This window comes from Candidatus Arsenophonus phytopathogenicus (genome assembly GCF_056113345.1).
On the sequence record NZ_JBUIOB010000017.1, the window covers coordinates 349481 to 365717 of the forward strand.

Below are 16237 nucleotides of genomic sequence, written 5' to 3' on the forward strand. Positions count from 1 at the left end.
ATAGACATGACTAGCGCTTGATCCGTTAATGAAATATAAACGCCCTGACGAACTGCCCGTATCGATTGAAATAGCGATATGTGAGTGATCCTTGTCTATTCTATCTTTTCAGTAATTATTTTATTTAAATTTTCTGTCACTTTTTCCCAGTAGACGTGAAGCCTGCTTTATCAATGGTAAATCGACCATAACTCCTTCTACCTGAAAAGCGTAATTATCTTTCGATTGATCAATAACCTTATTGGCCCATTGTTTTTGCTCCTCACTCGGCGAGAACACTTTAGCTACAATAGAAACTTGTTTTGGATGAATACATAATTTTGCACCAAAACCCAAGGATTGAGCATGCTGTGCATCAACAGACAAAGTATCGGATGAAAAAAAATCAGGGGTAACACAATCAATTGGAGCTGAAAGGTTAGCAACACGTGAGGCTACAACAATTTGGCTCCGTGCGTAAAGAAATGCATCCGACGTTTGCTGACAATTTATATCCAGAGAATAATCCAGAGAACCAAATGCTATTCTTGTAATACCACTTGTAGCAATAGCGTAAGAGCAGTGTACTCCTCGGGCTGTTTCGATGATGCCAATAAATGGGAGTTCTGTCAGTTTATCTGTTAAATGATTTTTTATTCTATCTACCGTATCACCAGATTCCATTTTGGGCACCATAATACCTGTTATCGAAGCCCACACTAATGAATTTAGCATTTTTACATCGTGAATAAAGTCAACAGATTCTGGATGGTTAATCCTGATATAAATTTTCGTTGTAATCGAATCCCCATTCACAGCAGCAAACCAACTCACAATATTCTCACGCCCATGAGTTTTTTCTGCAGGGTGAACAGAGTCTTCTAGGTCAATAATTATTGCGTCGGCACCGCATTCAAGAGCTTTGGAAAATAACTCCTTTTTATTTGCAGGGACAAAAAGATATGTGACATCTTCCTTCATAAAAACCACCTAATTTATTGATAATAAATTAATTTTATCCATTTTGCAAACTAGTCACGACAAAATACAATACGAATAATAATGATATTTATTATCATTTACATGAATTAATTTTGATGCTAACTTAGTGACTTGAATTTTTCAAGACTTATAACGTGATTAGTATTATTTTTATAGTTTCAACACTCTAACCTAGAAAGAGAAAATGATGGAACAGCCAGGGAAATTAAGCACGAATAAGAATAATTATACCAATTTATTTGATTATTCAATGCGCAACGCACTTACCAGAATAGTCCGATGCATTTTTGCAGAAAAGTTATTGGATGTGACACAAGTTATTATTTCTAATAATCAGGTTTCATACCCTCTTTCTGATGGCATTAGCAAACTTCATTTTAAAAAAACAACAATTTATCCAGCTAATACAATTATTAATAGAGGGAATATATTCCTTGAAAGTTCCAATGGCCATAAAGTACAGATTCAAACACATGAACATTTGATTGACATTATCCTAAATGATCTCTGATTTCAGGCCAACCATGGAAGGGATAAACCAATTCAATGATGATGTCGCAAATAGCATCCACAATGACAGAATAGCTAGAAAACACAGGAAGAATTGGCAAGCAACTATTACCAAAAAGATGGAAAAAGATCATGAAAGATTTTTTACCAAATGGGTAAGGGCACACCATGATATACGTGATGGAGCGACTCTCCTCGATCAATGGGGAGCACTGGAAGGACATCCCTACTATCCAACCTGGAAATCTCGTCCAGGATTGAATGAGCAGGATATTGAAGATTTATCTGCCGAATTTGGTGCTCGAGTTACCCTTCGTATAGGGGCTTTACGAGCAGACATGACATATTGCGAAAAAATGCCTCATGTTAAAGATATTCATCAATGGCTTTCAGAGGTTTTTCCTGATACTTGGCCGATATGGTGTGAGTGGTTGAAAAATGAAGGACTCGAACCTGGCATGTGGCTCCCCCTTCCTCTCCATCCATGGCATCTCAAACACTGGATCCATAAACATTTTGCGAAAGAAATTAAAGATGGAATACTCCTGACCGATGGCCCTATGCTTGAAACAGCACCTTCCATGTCATTCAGGACTATGCTACCAACCTCATCTAAATTGCCTTTTATCAAATTACCAGTCGCAATCTGGATGACAAGTGAAATGCGCAGTTTGCAAGCTAAATCGATTCATATGGGTCCACGCATCAGTACAATCATTGATGCGATCTTAAAAGCGGAAAATGGCTTTGATGGTATGCTTGATTGCTTCCGTGAAGAGGCTGCATGGCATTTCCTTCATCCGGAACGGAAAAATGATGCGGAAGGTGAATTCCTTTCAGTCGTATTCCGCAACACATCACCTTGGCAAATAGAGTCTAATACGCTGGCAGTAACGGTCGCGGCGTTATTTACCGAATTACCTCACCGACCACTACCCGTAGTCAGTGAATTTATTGAATTATCGGGTCAGGATCCGAGTAACTGGTTCCGTAATTATGCGTACATTGTGCTTAAACCTGTCCTGGCAATGTATCTGATTTATGGTGTAGCTCTCGAGGCTCATCAACAAAATACTCAGATTTTGTTTGATGAAAAGGGGATGGCGCAGGCAATTCTTATTCGTGACTTTGGTGATGGCCGCACTTGGGCTCCTGCTCTTCGTAAACAAGGTTATGAACTTAAACCTTATTCATGGCCAGGTATTTTATCCACTGTATTTGAAGACAACATTGAGCCCGTGAGAACATTCGTCGTAGATGCTTGCTTTGTTAGTCACTTACACGAACTTGCTTGGTTTTTGACTGATCTTTATCGCATTACAGATAACCGGATGTGGAACATTCTCGGTGAAGAACTAGAACGTGTTTTTAACGAACTACGCCCACGTCTTGATGAACAATTCTGGGATCAGGAACGACAGCATTTCATGCATCATCCATGGTTCACGCGTTCATTAATGAGAATGCATTTACAACAATATACCGATTACCGTATACAACATGGTCTTAATAACCCTCTGCTCGCCTGATAAGAGTGATTTCTGAGAATAAAGCGATGACAGTAAATCGTAATAAAACTATTTTGCTATGCCATCTTACTACTTTTGTTTTTACTAGCCACATTACGCTGAGTACTGCCAGCGAGGAGGAACCAATTGTTGTTATCGGAAAAACATCAAATGCAACTGACGATGGCGATATTATACAACGAGCCAATATTGGCCTGTTAGGAAGTAAAAACGTACAAAATACCCCGTTCAGTATCAAAGGTTACACTTCTCAATATATTAATGATCGTCAAGCCAAAGCGCTTGGAGATGTTATTCAACACGATTCGTCAGTCCGTGTTACCGCTCTTTCTGGCGGTATTCTGGATTCCTTTATGATAAGGGGATTTCCTCTTGGTGAAGGTAACATTGGTGAAGTCGCACTGAATGGTGTTTATGGTGTTGCTCCTAACTATCAACTCTTAACCCAATATCTTGAATGCATTGAGGTGCTTAAGGGGCCAGGTGCTGGGCTGTACGGTATGTCACCTAATGGCGGTGTTGGCGGTGTAATCAATGCAGTAACTAAACGTGCAACCAATAGGGATGTTGCTCAGATTACAACAACCTGGGAATCAGATAGCCAATTTGGCACCTACATCGATGTTGGCCGATTATGGTCAAATCCAGATGGTGAAATGTGGGGAATTCGTTTTAATGGTGGAGGTAATAGTGGTAATTTATCACTAAATAATACCAGTAAAAATGCAACTCTTGGGGCACTTGCACTTGATTATGCAAAAGGTGGATTCCGGGTATCTCTTGACTTACTGGATCAATATCAGCACGCAAAATCACCTAACCGACCTTTTACCGTTTCCCCCAATATTGCTGTTCCAGCAGCGCCAGATGGAAAGACAAACATTGCTCAAAAGGGAATGTGGTGGAAGATCCGTGACCAAGGTGTATTACTCCACACTGAGTACGACATTAATGATAATGTAACCTTTTTTGCTAACGCAGGAGGTGGTCGTTCTTTTGTCTCACGCATATCGGAACAAACACCAAACATTATCAATGAACGAGGAGATGTCGTATCAACTATTGCTAATTTTCGGTTTAATGTAAATCGTTACACTTTAGAAACAGGTGCTAAGAGCTATTTTACAACCGGACCAGTAGAACATGAGATGACGTTTCAGGCCAGTTACTATCATGATCGCCTAGCTGTTGCTAGTACATGGGGACAAAAGGTTAATTCCAATATTTATTCTCCAACAGCAGAAGATGTCACTATGCCACCTACCCCAACTCATGTACCCAAAATATCTTCAAACCAACTGAGTGGTCTGGCATTAGCCGATACGCTAACACTTCTCGATGGCAGTGTTGATATTATCCCTGGTATTCGCTTCCAAAAAGTTCGTTCCGATAATTTTTCCACTAACGGAGAACGCTCATCGACGTATGACGAATCAGCCTTTACCACAATGCTTGGACTGGTCTATCGACCATGGCAATCTTTGTCACTATACGCAAATTATATTGAAGGACTCAGTAAAGGTGATATAGCTCCTGGAATTGCGAAGAATGCAGGCCAGGTTATGCGACCTTATCACTCAAACCAGTACGAAGTCGGGGTCAAATATAATCAAGGTGAACTTCTGATTAACCTTGCACTCTTCCAAATAACAAAACCAAGTGGAGCAATTGATAGTAGTAATACCTTCAGCACTAACAATGAACAACGCAACCGAGGGATCGAACTGAATCTTTCTGGGGAAGCACTGGAAGGGCTACGCATGACAGGAAGTCTCTCATTGATTGATGCTGAACTGACTAAATCACCAACTTCTGGTGTTCGAGGTAATAAACCTGTCGGCGTATCTCCAGTACAGGCAAACATAGGCGTGAAATATACCTTACCAGTATTAAATGGGCTTTCGCTGAACAGTCAAATCAATTACAGCGGAAAACAGTATGTCAATCAAGCAAACACTCAGTCCATTGGTTCATGGATAACAGTAGATATGGGGGTTGCCTATAAAACTCAGGTTTATAGTATTCCGGCCACCTTCCGTTTTGATGTACAGAATGTGTTTGACCGTCATTACTGGGCAGGCGTTGCTTCCTACAGCACGATTGCACAAGGCGCTCCACGCACTTTCCTTGCTTCAGTAACCGTTGATTTTTGAGGTAATAAAAATGTCTTCACTACTCAACATTGCTAATCCCCAAAAAACTTCCTGGCAGGTAAACTTTGCCAGAGATTTGCCTCCCTACCTCGATCCAGTAATTACTGACTGGTTACTACAGTCGCCAGAAATCCTTACCTGCTTAACGGATATGTATAGCTCGCCACTCAATATCGTCTGGCCGCATACTGTAGCTAATAATCTTAAAGCTATGGCTGCGGTTACAGAGAGTTTCGGTATTAAAAGTAAATTTTATTATGGGGTAAAAGTTAACAAATCACAGGCACTACTACAATCTGCAGTATCTGCTGGAGCTGGTGCAGATGTTTCCAGCCTCCAGGAATTACATGATGCCATACGTGCTGGATGCCATGGAGTTGATCTGTGCGCAACTGGGCCGGCCAAAACGCGTGATTTTTTGCAGGAACTAATTCTTAAGGGGGCACGGATTGCGGTAGATTCTTATCAGGAACTACGGGATATTATTGAACTTGCTCAGATCTGGAGAGGAAATTTCGAAAAAATTAGTCTATTGCTACGACTGCGTCCAGCTGCAAATTGCTCCAGCCGTTTTGGTATGTTAAGCGATGAAATTATCATCGCTCTTCACTCTCTGGCAGACAATAAGCACCTAGAACTTGCTGGTTTTCATTTTCATCTCAGCGCTTATGCTCCTGAAACAAGAGTTAGTGCTTTGCTTGACACCTTACCATTAATTACACACGCCCGTAACCTTGGATTAGATCCTCGAATTATCGATATCGGAGGAGGGTTACCAGTACAGTATGTAGAAAGTCAGTGTTACAAAACTTGGTTATCCTCACAAAAATTTGCAGATTATCGTACGGGTAAGATTCCTGCATGCTTTTACCCATATGGTGGTGAACTCAATGCTGAACAATGGTTAACAGTATTTCTAGAGAGTCAAAACTCTGTAGGTGATCGTATATCTGATATTTTGTGTAAGGAAGGTTTAACACTTTGTATTGAACCAGGTAGAAGCCTGGTAAATCAGAGCGCCATAAGCGTATTTCGAGTATGTCGAGTCCGCCCTCACACCGATGACAGTTCTGTTATATTTGTTGAAGGCAGTAGTTTCAGTGCTTGCGAGACCTGGTTTAATTCTGAATTTCTAATTGATCCAATCCATCTTCGATCCAGTAATCACGCTCAAAATCAATCACCAGGGAAAGCATGGATTGCTGGGCATAGTTGCCTGGATGAAGATGTCATTACTAATCGACTGATTTCGTTTCTTCACTTACCTCAACCTGGGGATCTTTTGGTCTTTGTTAACACTGCCGGTTATCAGATGGATTTACTGGAAAATCAATTCCATCGTCATCCACTCCCAACACGACTTACCGCATTGATGAATCCCAGTAATAAATTGATGTTCACCGTTGACAATTAAGGAATTTTTAAATGATTTTCAGCAAAGTAACTGATTTAATTGGCAATACTCCTGTCATACAGTTGCCATTGACACAAGCAGACTCCCGGTTATACATCAAAGTCGAGAAAAATAACCCTGGTGGTAGTATGAAAGACCGTATGGCCAGAAATATGATTGTTGCGGCACTTAAATCTGGGCGCATCCAACCGGGAGGAACGATTGTTGAGTCATCTTCTGGAAACACCGGTATTGGATTAGCGTTAGCCTCTATTGAATTTGGTCTTAAATTTATCGGCGTTGTCGATCACCATGCTGCTCAGGACAAAATATCCATCATGCGAGCGTTGGGGGCTGAGATCCGCTATGTTAAAGGTGACTATGGTGAAAATGAAGTCGCTGTTATTGAACGCCAACGTATGGCCGCCGAGATCGCCAGTGAGATATCAGGTGCGGTCTTTATGAATCAGTCTGATAATGCCGCCAACGCAGGTGGGTATGCTGATCTGGTTCGTGAAATTGTCCACCAAATTGGTCGGGTTGACGCATGGGTAGGCTGCGTCGGCACTGGTGGTTCGATAACGGGTATTGCACACGGGCTCAAGATTCATAATCCTGATACTGTCACTATCGCTGTTGAACCGGAAGGTTCCATCGTATTTGGCAAACCAGGCAAGCCATATTACCAGTCAGGGACAGGAACACCAAAAGGGGATACGGTTGGTCTAGTGCTAGATTATAGCTGCATTGATTACGGCGAACAGGTTTCTGATGCTTGCGCTTTTGAAACAGCCCGTTATCTTGCTCGACGTTTTGGTTTATTGGTTGGCGGTTCTACTGGGGGAGCAATTTATAAGGCGCTAGAACTAATCGGTAAAGGGATAATCAAGGGCAATGTGGCGCTGGTCATCGCTGATGGAGGTGAAAAATATCTGCACACTATTTTCAATGAAGAATGGCTTAAAGAACGAGATTTGACTGCTCCAGAAATCTGGGATCAACTTGATAACTGGTTTGCTTCTTCCGCAATTCTGGAGTGTAAATCATGATCGCAGAGTATAAACTGAAAGTAACTATCTGTGGTGCTGGTAATACTGGTCACCTTGCAGCGGTTTTATTCAGTCAAAATCCTAAAGTCGACGTTACGCTTTTCAGCAGCCAACCCGAATTTCCTGCCACCTATAGAAAAAATGGTGGGCAAATTCATGCGTTATTGAATGACGGAACCCTATTAAAAGCGAGTCCCTCTTGTGTAACAGCGTGTCCTTATGAAGCGTGCCGTGATGCAGATGTTATTATAATTACTACACCAATTCATGTAAGAGATAGTGTACTAAAACTTATTCAGCCAGCACTGCCACGTAATAAACCGGTGTTTGTCGGTGCAATTCCTGGTTTTGGTGGTTTTGACTGGCTGGCAGAGTATCGTTTAGGAACTCTTCCTAACATCGTATTATGGGGGATGAAAGATGTTTCCCATATTGCTTTTGAGCTTATCCGGGGGAAAAGTGTCAAACTTGGTGGCGCTAAATCACATCTTTATGTTGCATTACACCGTAGAGAAAAGCCAGAAATGGCTGAAATATTAATTGGTTATCTAAACCAACTTTATGAATCACCTGTGATACTACTTGCTGATTACCTCGAAATTACCCTAACTCCAGGTAATCCAATTATGCATGGCTCCGTAATTTACGGTTTAATCGGTCCATGGGGGCAGTGGCACAAACATTCCTTTAGCCATATCCCTTGTTGGTGGAATGATTGCCCAGAGTTAGGTGCCTACTTCCTTGCCCGTTGTGATGAGGAAAATCAGTTGCTACGTAAAGCAGCTGAGGCTACGCTCCACATCGATCTCAGCTCAGTACAACCTTTGCAGCAGGAAATCGTCGAGGCCTACGGTGATCTTATTGCTGATTCTCGTACATTGTTAAGTGTTTTAAGAACGAATCAGGCATACGAAGGAATTCCGCTCCCTCTCATTAAAGCTAAAAATGAAGAAGGATATGTTTTTGATCAACACCATAGAGTCTTTCAGGAAGATATTGCCTGTGGTCTTAGCCTTTTGGTTACTATTGGAAAACGCCTTAATGTGCCAGTGCCTTATATCAATGAAATCTATCTTTGGTGTTGTGAGTATATAGGGGAAAACAGTGCCACAGTCCCTATCCCCGCCAGTTGGCCGGAAATTAGGGTGGTAACAGAATGCGCGTGACAGGTAGCGTAGTGTTTATTGTTCAGTTCTTGTTTATCGTACAATTGCTCTCAATGGGCGCAATGGAGATGAGCGGACCTTTCTGGCCATTACATTTAGCAAGTATGACATCGCAGGAACTTCTGAGTTTTTCCGGCACCGGTGTTTATATTGCCCCTATGCTAGGCATTATATTGACAAGCGCGTTCTGGGGGCGCGTTGGTGACAGGATCGGCAATAAAACAATGATGATCCGCGCACTGGCTGGCCTTGCTCTAACGCAGTTAGGACTCGCCTTCGCAAATGATGTATGGATTGTACTTATTCTGCGTTTTGTTCAGGGCGCTTGTGCCGGGTATATCGCTCCAGCACAGGCTTATGGTATTGCCATGGTACCGGCATCACAACATACACGTTTATTCGCATGGTTGCAGGTTTCTACTAATACAGGAGCACTTTTGGGTGCTATCACTGGCGGAGCTATTCTCGATCTATTGAGCTTTTTCTGGATCAATCTGAGTGCATCCATTATTTGTGCTCTATGTGCTCTTTTGGTGCTCCTAGTATTACCTGATGATGGCCCGACTAAAAGCATATCGACCGCCTACCCTCTCCCAGAAGGAAAAACCACTTTACGTACCGTCAATAATAGAGTAATGGTTGGATTATTGCTTATTCTTAGTCTGCTATTAATGAGCAGAATGATAACGCAAACCCCGTTTTCACTTTATGTTACCAGCCTTTTCAATGCTCCGAACTGGTTGATAGGATTGGCATATGGTCTACAGGCTACTGGTGTAATCGTTTCTGCTACATTTTGGGCACGGTGGTTCGAACCTCATAATATGCACGCCACCCTAAAGCGTATGTTGAGCATAATAATCGGTTGTTTCCTTATAACCTTGCTGCTTGCAGCTGTGCGTCAAACTGGGTTGTTAATTTCCCTCTATTTTTTGTGGGGAGTATTGCTTGGCGCAACAACACCCATACTAACCGCATTAATCTCTCGTGCCGCGGCTAAGGGAGAACAAAGTTATGTACTTGGCCTGACACAAAGTATAAGCCAGTTTGCTTCTATTGCGGGGATTGCTCTTGGTGGAGTAACTCTTCTTTGGCCAGGATTGCCTGCTTTGTTTATTTGTGTCGCTGTAATGTATCTCATCACATTTTTTATCACGTTGAAAGTTAGCCACTCCTCCAAAGAATCAAATAAATCTATAGGATATGAGCTATGATAGTAAGGTTTTTATTTTTTACCATACTGCTAATTTCTTCCAGTGTACAAGCGGAACAAATAGTTACTCCGGTGACCGATCTCCTCGGTAGAACTGTGTCAGTCAAACTTCCGGTTCAACGCGTGATCCTAGGCGAAGGTCGACAACTTTACCTTGTTGCAATGTTAGATAAGGAAAATCCAGCTAAGCGAGTGGTTGCCTGGAGAAAGGATTTAATTCAGTCAGATCCAGCGACATGGCAACAGTATCGAAAACGTTTTCCCCTTTTGGAAAAAATCCCTACTTTTGGTGGTAGCGAACAGGGAATTTTCGATGTAGAGCTGGCCATTAGCCTCAAACCTGACCTTATCATCATGAACATGGATGCAAGAAAAGCGATCGTAGATTCAGGATATGAGGCGGCGCTTTCCAGCGCCGGGATCCCTATCGTCTATGTTGACTTTCGTTATGAACCAATAGCACATATTCCCCCGACGGTAAAACTGTTTGGCAAACTGTTTGGCAAAATAGAACTTGCCACCGCCTACCTTCAATTCCGTGATATGGAGCTAAAACGTGTAACCTCCCAGGTAAATAAGTTAACGTCTCCCCTACCTAAAGTGTTTCTTGAGCGTCTAGGAGGATATTCAGATGAGTGTTGTATGACGTTTGGTAAAGGAAGTTTTGGGCGATTTGTCAAACTTGCTGGGGGAAAAAACATAGCTGCATCGTTATCTCCAGGTTCCTTTTTTACCATCAATCCAGAGCAGATAGTATCAGCCAATCCCGATATAGTAATTTTGACCAGTGGTAATTTTCAGGCATCAGTACCTGGTGGGCGATGGATACCTCTCGGCCCTGGTGCGGATATTAAAGAAGCCCAAACTAGACTAGCATGGTTTACTACCCGCCCTGCCTATAAAAACAGTTCAGCTCAGCATAATAATGCATTTTTCGCTATTTGGCATCAGTTCTACAACAGTCCTTACGATGTCATTGCCATCCAGCAATTAGCAAAATGGATCCATCCTGAACTATTCAGTGAACTTGATCCCGATGATACATTCCGTCGTCTTCATCATGAATTCCTTCCCATTCCGTACTTAGCAGGATATATGGTTAGTTTGAAAGCAGAGGGGCATAATAGTGACACTTTGTCTGACAAAGCTTCGCGCTGATACTCCAGGAACGGAGCATGTCATCCATTTTAATAATGCCGGGGCAAGTTTAATGCCTGAACCAGTTATACGTGCGATAAGGGAACATTACTCCAGAGAAATCACCATCGGTGGCTATGAAGCTGCTGTGACCCAGCGACAGTCAATTGAAAATGTCTATCAGGAACTAGCAACGCTTATCAATGCAAAACCTGCTGATATCGCACTGATGGAGAATGCGACTCGTGCCTGGGATATGGCTTTTTATTCTTTACCATTGAAATTTGGTGACATTCTTCTTACCTCAACAACTGAGTATGCAGGAAATTATATACCCTATCTGCAAAGACAAAAACGAGATGGTATAAAGGTTAAAGTACTGAATGAAGATGAAACTGGCGCTGTTTGTTTGGAACACCTAAAGAAAGCATTGGATAATCCCAATGTCCGATTAATAAGCCTACCATTGCTTGGTACACATGGTGGGCCAATACAACCCGTCGAGGAAATTGGCGCACTCGCGCGTGAAGCAGGCGTATGGTTTTTTCTGGATGCCTGCCAGGGAATTGGGCATTTACCATTAGATATCAAAAAAATTGGCTGTCATGTATTAACCGCTTCTGGTCGCAAATACTTACGTGCTCCACGTGGTACTGGTTTTCTGTGGATAGATAACATATTAAGCTCAACTATAGAGCCAATATTGCTTGATCATCATGCCGCGAAGCTGGAAAGTGCTAATCATTATCGCATTAATCATAGCGCACGTCGTTTTGAATGCTGGGAAGCTAATATTGCGGATCGTCTTGGTCTGGGAGCTGCTGCCGCATATGCTACATCATTAGGCCAGGAAAATATAACTCAACGAATTCTTCATCTTGGGAAACAACTTAGAACCGGTCTGAAGGATTTACCTCACATTCAGATACATGATCGCGGGAAATATTTATCTGGGATTGTTACGTTTACCGTCAAGAATATTATTCCAGAAAATGTACAAAAGTATCTATCCACTCATCCACGTCGTATGAATGTTTCCTGTTCACGATTTAATTCAACATTTATTGATATGAAAAATCGTGGACTTGACGCTGTCGTACGTGCATCTGTGCACGCATACAACAGTGAAGAAGAGATTGATACCCTACTTAACGTACTTGCTGATATCAGATGAGGCAAACATGATATATAACGTAGTATTGCGACCACTTGCATTGATCCGTCCATCTGAAGAGGTCAACATTGAACATGTAGAAATATTAGTAGAGGAGATTATTCACTGTCAGAGATGGATAACGGCTGTCCCAATAGAAAAACAAACTGGGATTATTATGGATGGTAATCATCGATATTGTGCTGCATATCGGTTAGGTCTAGCATGTATTCCTTGTGTCATGCTTGATTATACCTATGAATGTGTAAGTGTTTACCACTGGTGTAACGGTGGGCCTTTTTGCCCTGAAAAAATTAGAGAACATATTGTAAGTAAAAAGAAAATATTTCCATATAAAACTACCAGACATCTATTTTCTCCAGAGCTTCCTGTTGTTGATTTTAGTATTCAGCAGTTGCAAAACATGCCCGTTACATATTCTTAAATACATTAAGGTAATGGCTGTTATAAATGCTGACAGTGAAAAAGCGCTGTCAACATTTATAAGTAAAACTATATATCACCAACCTCAATTACTAGTTTGTTGCCTGACCTAAAGATGGAAAAGAGGTTATTTTACTAAATGTTGACTATTTAAATTAAATAATTAAAGCATTCAATTATAGACATAGCAGTTGCTCAAAATTAATTTTTTCAAAAGAGTCTACTCGTAAATCTGCACCCACTAAATTGTCTTTTGACGATATGCCCACAGAAAAAATATTCGCGCTATTTAATGCTGTAATTCCTGCTTGTGAATCTTCAAAGCCAATCGCTTCATTAGGTAATACATCAATTAAATTGGCCGCTGTTAAAAAAATCTCTGGATCCGGCTTAACTTTAGATAAAGAGTGAGGATCAACAATTACATTAAAATAATCTTTAATATTCAGTTGCTCGAGGATCATTCTGGTATTTTTAGAAGCGGAGGCTATCGCACAAGGTATTTTCTTTTTTTTGGCTTGCTTAATAAAAGGCAATACCCCAGGCAGGATATTTTTTTCTGCCACACTAAAAACATCGGCTTTATTACCATAAAGCAAAATTTTCTCCAATGACTCAATTCTGCTTATTCCCTTCAAAGTTTAATTAAAGGTCGCATCAAAATCAATATCGATTTGTTTAGCCAAATATTGCCAAGCTTTAAAATGATAAAAAGCGGTATCGACAATAACACCATCAAGATCGAAGATCATGCCCTTCTTCATGCAACTACCTCATTTTTATAAACAACATTAGCAATTTTACCGGCAGAAATCCGATACTGATGCTCACCCACCTGTATCTCAGTATCCTGATCACATCCAATTGATAATTGTTCTTGAGTGATAAAAAATTGGTAATTAATGCCTAAATGGCACAGTTTAAATTGGAGATGCTGCCAATGAGTAGGTAATCAAGGATTGATTTTCAATAACGGTTGGCGAATATCTACCCCACCGTATGTCATAATTGTCATATTGAGGGTGGCCGCCATTACGCCAGTATGAATACCTTCTGAGGTCGTTCCACCCTGAATATCCTGATAATCAGAAAATAAAGCGTCTTGATATAATTGCCAAGATAAAGCTGACGATTTAATATTCTCAGCCAAAGACGCATGAACAACACGAGATAGTGTCGAGCCGTGGGAAGTGCGAGAAAAATAATAATTGAAATTTTTTTCTACATAATTATCAGACGCAGGATAATTCATGTTCTCTAATAATGAACTAACAACATCTTGGTTAAAGTTATTAAATATCATTAATAAATCTGGCTGTTTGGCAATCTTATAATTATGGGCTAATTTCCCTTCAGCGCGCATTATCCTATCTAACCGATAAATATTACCGTATTTATTGCGATATTTTTGCCAATCAATTTCTTCAAGGGCAAAATAACCATCAAATTGCCCGATAATATTTTGCTCATTAATTGACAACGCTAAGTTTTCTTTAATGGTTTTTAGTTGCTGCCAGAAATCATTATCGATATTAACTTGATTTAAAATATTATTTAAATCCTGTTTTGACAAAGATAAAACTATCAGATCAATTTGATTAAATAACCATACCACCATTAAATTAGTGTAAGCATTATCCTGCAAATCGGCTTCTTTATTACCTAAACTATATTCATGAAATTCATCTGGACCCATAACGCCACCAATATGATATCGATTAGTAGTCGCATCCCAGACTGTTTTACTTAGCCAAAACTTGGCAATATCAATTAATAATTCCAACCCAAAATCGATCATAAATGGCTTATCGCCAGTATTTAACCAATATAGCCAAACATTATAAGCAATGCTTAAAGAAATATGACACTGTAAGTGACTATGATCAGGATCTCATTGTCCTGTCAGCGGATTTATATGTAAGATTTGCGTCTGCTCACTACCATCATGACCTGATTGCCAGGGAAAAATAGCACCTTGAAAACCAGCTTGCTGAGCGGCATGTTTGGCAACCGGCAACCGCCGATAACGGTACATTAATAATTGGCGAGCGGTTGTCGGAAAATGCATAATATAAAATGGCAGAATAAATATTTCATCCAAAAAATATTCCCTCGATAAGCTTCTCCATGCAAACCTCTGGCAGTAACAGAAACATCTAATTTATGTTTACCATTCGTTAATGGGGAGCAAGAAGCTAATAGATGGTAGGTATGTAAACACAGTAGTTTTTGCGTCATCATATCACCAGCAATGACAATATCGCTTTCCCGCCAAAGCGTTTGCCAGGCAAGCTGACTCTCTGCTAACTGAGTAGCAAAATCAGGCAACTGCCATGAATTTACCTGCTGCCAATCTTGATTAAAAACAGTAGAAATAGCGATCGGCACATTTTTATCTAACCGATAACAGTTACCTTGTTGAACAGAAAAAACCACCTGTTGAACAATACTATTTTCGACATTATTTGGCGCAAAAAAATCACCGCTAATTTCTGTCGAAACTCCAATCCCGATTTGACTTTGAAAGGTTTGCGCTAATAAGTTTTATGCTTATCAACACTTAAATCTTTTATTTGATAATGAGAAAATTGAGTGAACGATAGCGTTCAACACCATAATTAAACGTTCCACCATCTGTTTTGCTACAAATGGTGATTTGATCAGAAAAATTTAAAGGACAAAATTGATATTCAATACTATAGTGCGTCATTCTTGCCATATTAGTAAATTTTCGACAATCTATTTTTAAGCGACGGCCTTCTTGATCTTCAATTTGTAATTCACTAGATAAAATTCCTGTCATTAAATCTAACCGACGATAAAGAGAAATAACTTTAAAATCCGTAAGATTAACAAATTTACCTTGGCCAATACGTAATGAGATATATTGTGCATTGGGTGCATTACGAAATCTTCATTATGAACTTGGTGGCCATTTATTACAGAAATAGCTTGATTATAAAGCCCTGCAAGATAAGTTGCCGGATAAGTATCATCACTGATTACCATTTCAGGTAATGTCCCGCGTAACCCTAAATATCCATTTGCTACGGTCAATAAGGACTCAGTGGTATATTCCGCTTTGCCTGGATTATAGCCACAATAATCAATGCTCCAAGTTATTGTTTGTTGTTTCTCTGCTAAGGCATGTTTTAATGTCTCTTCACAATCATCAACTAAAACTTCTGTTCGAATAAAGGGGACATTGAATATTTCAGAGAAACATTTCTCCATATCAACAACACCATCATTAGCAATTTTGATACAAAATGCCGAATAAAACGCTAACGCATCTCCTTTTAATATTCCCCCTTGAATATTGGGAAAATCTAATTTAATTTGTTTAATTAATTCTAACAACTCTAATATATTAATTTTCTGATAGGTTATCGGATAAGTTTTATTATTCATTTGGGCTTGGTAAAGCACTAATTCTTGTGGTTTAAAAACAATATGCAAATAATTCATATTCAAATTCACTATTAAAAATGTATTAGTCAAATAATCCT

At 40.2% G+C, this 16237-nt stretch carries 12 protein-coding genes and 3 pseudogenes; 9 read left to right on the plus strand and 6 right to left on the minus strand.

The window, feature by feature from the left end; translation table 11 throughout:
• Positions 1 to 120: 120 nt before the first annotated feature.
• Complete coding sequence (locus AC01GB_RS05145) at positions 121 to 960, minus strand: HpcH/HpaI aldolase/citrate lyase family protein (protein ID WP_474450865.1); 840 nt, start codon at positions 958 to 960, stop codon at positions 121 to 123.
• Between the two features lie 205 nt (positions 961 to 1165).
• On the opposite strand from AC01GB_RS05145, the pseudogene AC01GB_RS05150 reads away from it, so the two are divergent.
• The 9 genes and pseudogenes from AC01GB_RS05150 (at position 1166) to AC01GB_RS05190 (ending at position 12729) form a co-directional block, all read left to right on the plus strand.
• Positions 1166 to 3020 (plus strand): annotated as a pseudogene (locus tag AC01GB_RS05150) (IucA/IucC family protein).
• Between the two features lie 5 nt (positions 3021 to 3025).
• Positions 3026 to 5173, plus strand: coding sequence for a TonB-dependent receptor (locus AC01GB_RS05155; protein ID WP_474450867.1), 2148 nt, complete (start codon positions 3026 to 3028; stop codon positions 5171 to 5173).
• Positions 5174 to 5183: 10 nt separating this feature from the next.
• A complete protein-coding gene (locus AC01GB_RS05160; RefSeq protein ID WP_474450868.1) occupies positions 5184 to 6587 on the plus strand; it encodes a Y4yA family PLP-dependent enzyme in 1404 nt (467 codons plus the stop codon).
• A gap of 11 nt (positions 6588 to 6598) precedes the next feature.
• On the plus strand, positions 6599 to 7615 hold the full coding sequence (locus tag AC01GB_RS05165; protein ID WP_474450869.1) for a PLP-dependent cysteine synthase family protein: 1017 nt from the start codon (positions 6599 to 6601) through the stop codon (positions 7613 to 7615).
• On the plus strand, positions 7612 to 8781 hold the full coding sequence (locus AC01GB_RS05170) for an NAD/NADP octopine/nopaline dehydrogenase family protein (RefSeq protein ID WP_474450870.1): 1170 nt from the start codon (positions 7612 to 7614) through the stop codon (positions 8779 to 8781). The genes AC01GB_RS05165 and AC01GB_RS05170 overlap by 4 nt, the downstream gene beginning before the upstream one ends.
• Entirely contained in the window at positions 8772 to 9995 is a 1224-nt protein-coding gene (locus AC01GB_RS05175) for an MFS transporter (protein WP_474450871.1), read from the plus strand. Before AC01GB_RS05170 ends, AC01GB_RS05175 begins: the two co-directional genes overlap by 10 nt.
• Entirely contained in the window at positions 9992 to 11152 is a 1161-nt protein-coding gene (locus tag AC01GB_RS05180; RefSeq protein ID WP_474450873.1) for an ABC transporter substrate-binding protein, read from the plus strand. Before AC01GB_RS05175 ends, AC01GB_RS05180 begins: the two co-directional genes overlap by 4 nt.
• On the plus strand, positions 11121 to 12305 hold the full coding sequence (locus AC01GB_RS05185) for an aminotransferase class V-fold PLP-dependent enzyme (RefSeq protein WP_474450874.1): 1185 nt from the start codon (positions 11121 to 11123) through the stop codon (positions 12303 to 12305). The genes AC01GB_RS05180 and AC01GB_RS05185 overlap by 32 nt, the downstream gene beginning before the upstream one ends.
• A 25-nt stretch (positions 12306 to 12330) precedes the next feature.
• Positions 12331 to 12729 (plus strand): ParB N-terminal domain-containing protein, encoded by a 399-nt coding sequence (locus tag AC01GB_RS05190; protein WP_474450875.1) that lies wholly within the window; start codon positions 12331 to 12333, stop codon positions 12727 to 12729.
• A 175-nt stretch (positions 12730 to 12904) separates the two neighbouring features.
• On the opposite strand, the gene AC01GB_RS05195 is transcribed toward AC01GB_RS05190, so the two are convergent.
• The 5 genes and pseudogenes from AC01GB_RS05195 to AC01GB_RS05215 all read right to left on the minus strand — a co-directional run bounded on the left by AC01GB_RS05195 (position 12905) and on the right by AC01GB_RS05215 (position 16196).
• Positions 12905 to 13327 carry an HAD-IA family hydrolase gene (locus tag AC01GB_RS05195; protein ID WP_474450876.1) on the minus strand — a complete coding sequence of 141 codons (423 nt, stop codon included), beginning with the start codon at positions 13325 to 13327 and terminating at the stop codon, positions 12905 to 12907.
• A gap of 42 nt (positions 13328 to 13369) precedes the next feature.
• On the minus strand, positions 13370 to 13492 hold the full coding sequence (locus AC01GB_RS05200) for a hypothetical protein (RefSeq protein WP_474450877.1): 123 nt from the start codon (positions 13490 to 13492) through the stop codon (positions 13370 to 13372).
• A 188-nt stretch (positions 13493 to 13680) separates the two neighbouring features.
• Positions 13681 to 14796 (minus strand): annotated as a pseudogene (locus AC01GB_RS05205) (glycoside hydrolase family 65 protein).
• Positions 14763 to 15164 carry a hypothetical protein gene (locus AC01GB_RS05210; protein ID WP_474450878.1) on the minus strand — a complete coding sequence of 134 codons (402 nt, stop codon included), beginning with the start codon at positions 15162 to 15164 and terminating at the stop codon, positions 14763 to 14765. Before AC01GB_RS05210 ends, AC01GB_RS05205 begins: the two are co-directional and overlap by 34 nt.
• Positions 15165 to 15297: 133 nt before the next feature.
• Positions 15298 to 16196 (minus strand): annotated as a pseudogene (locus AC01GB_RS05215) (hypothetical protein).
• Positions 16197 to 16237: the final 41 nt, after the last annotated feature.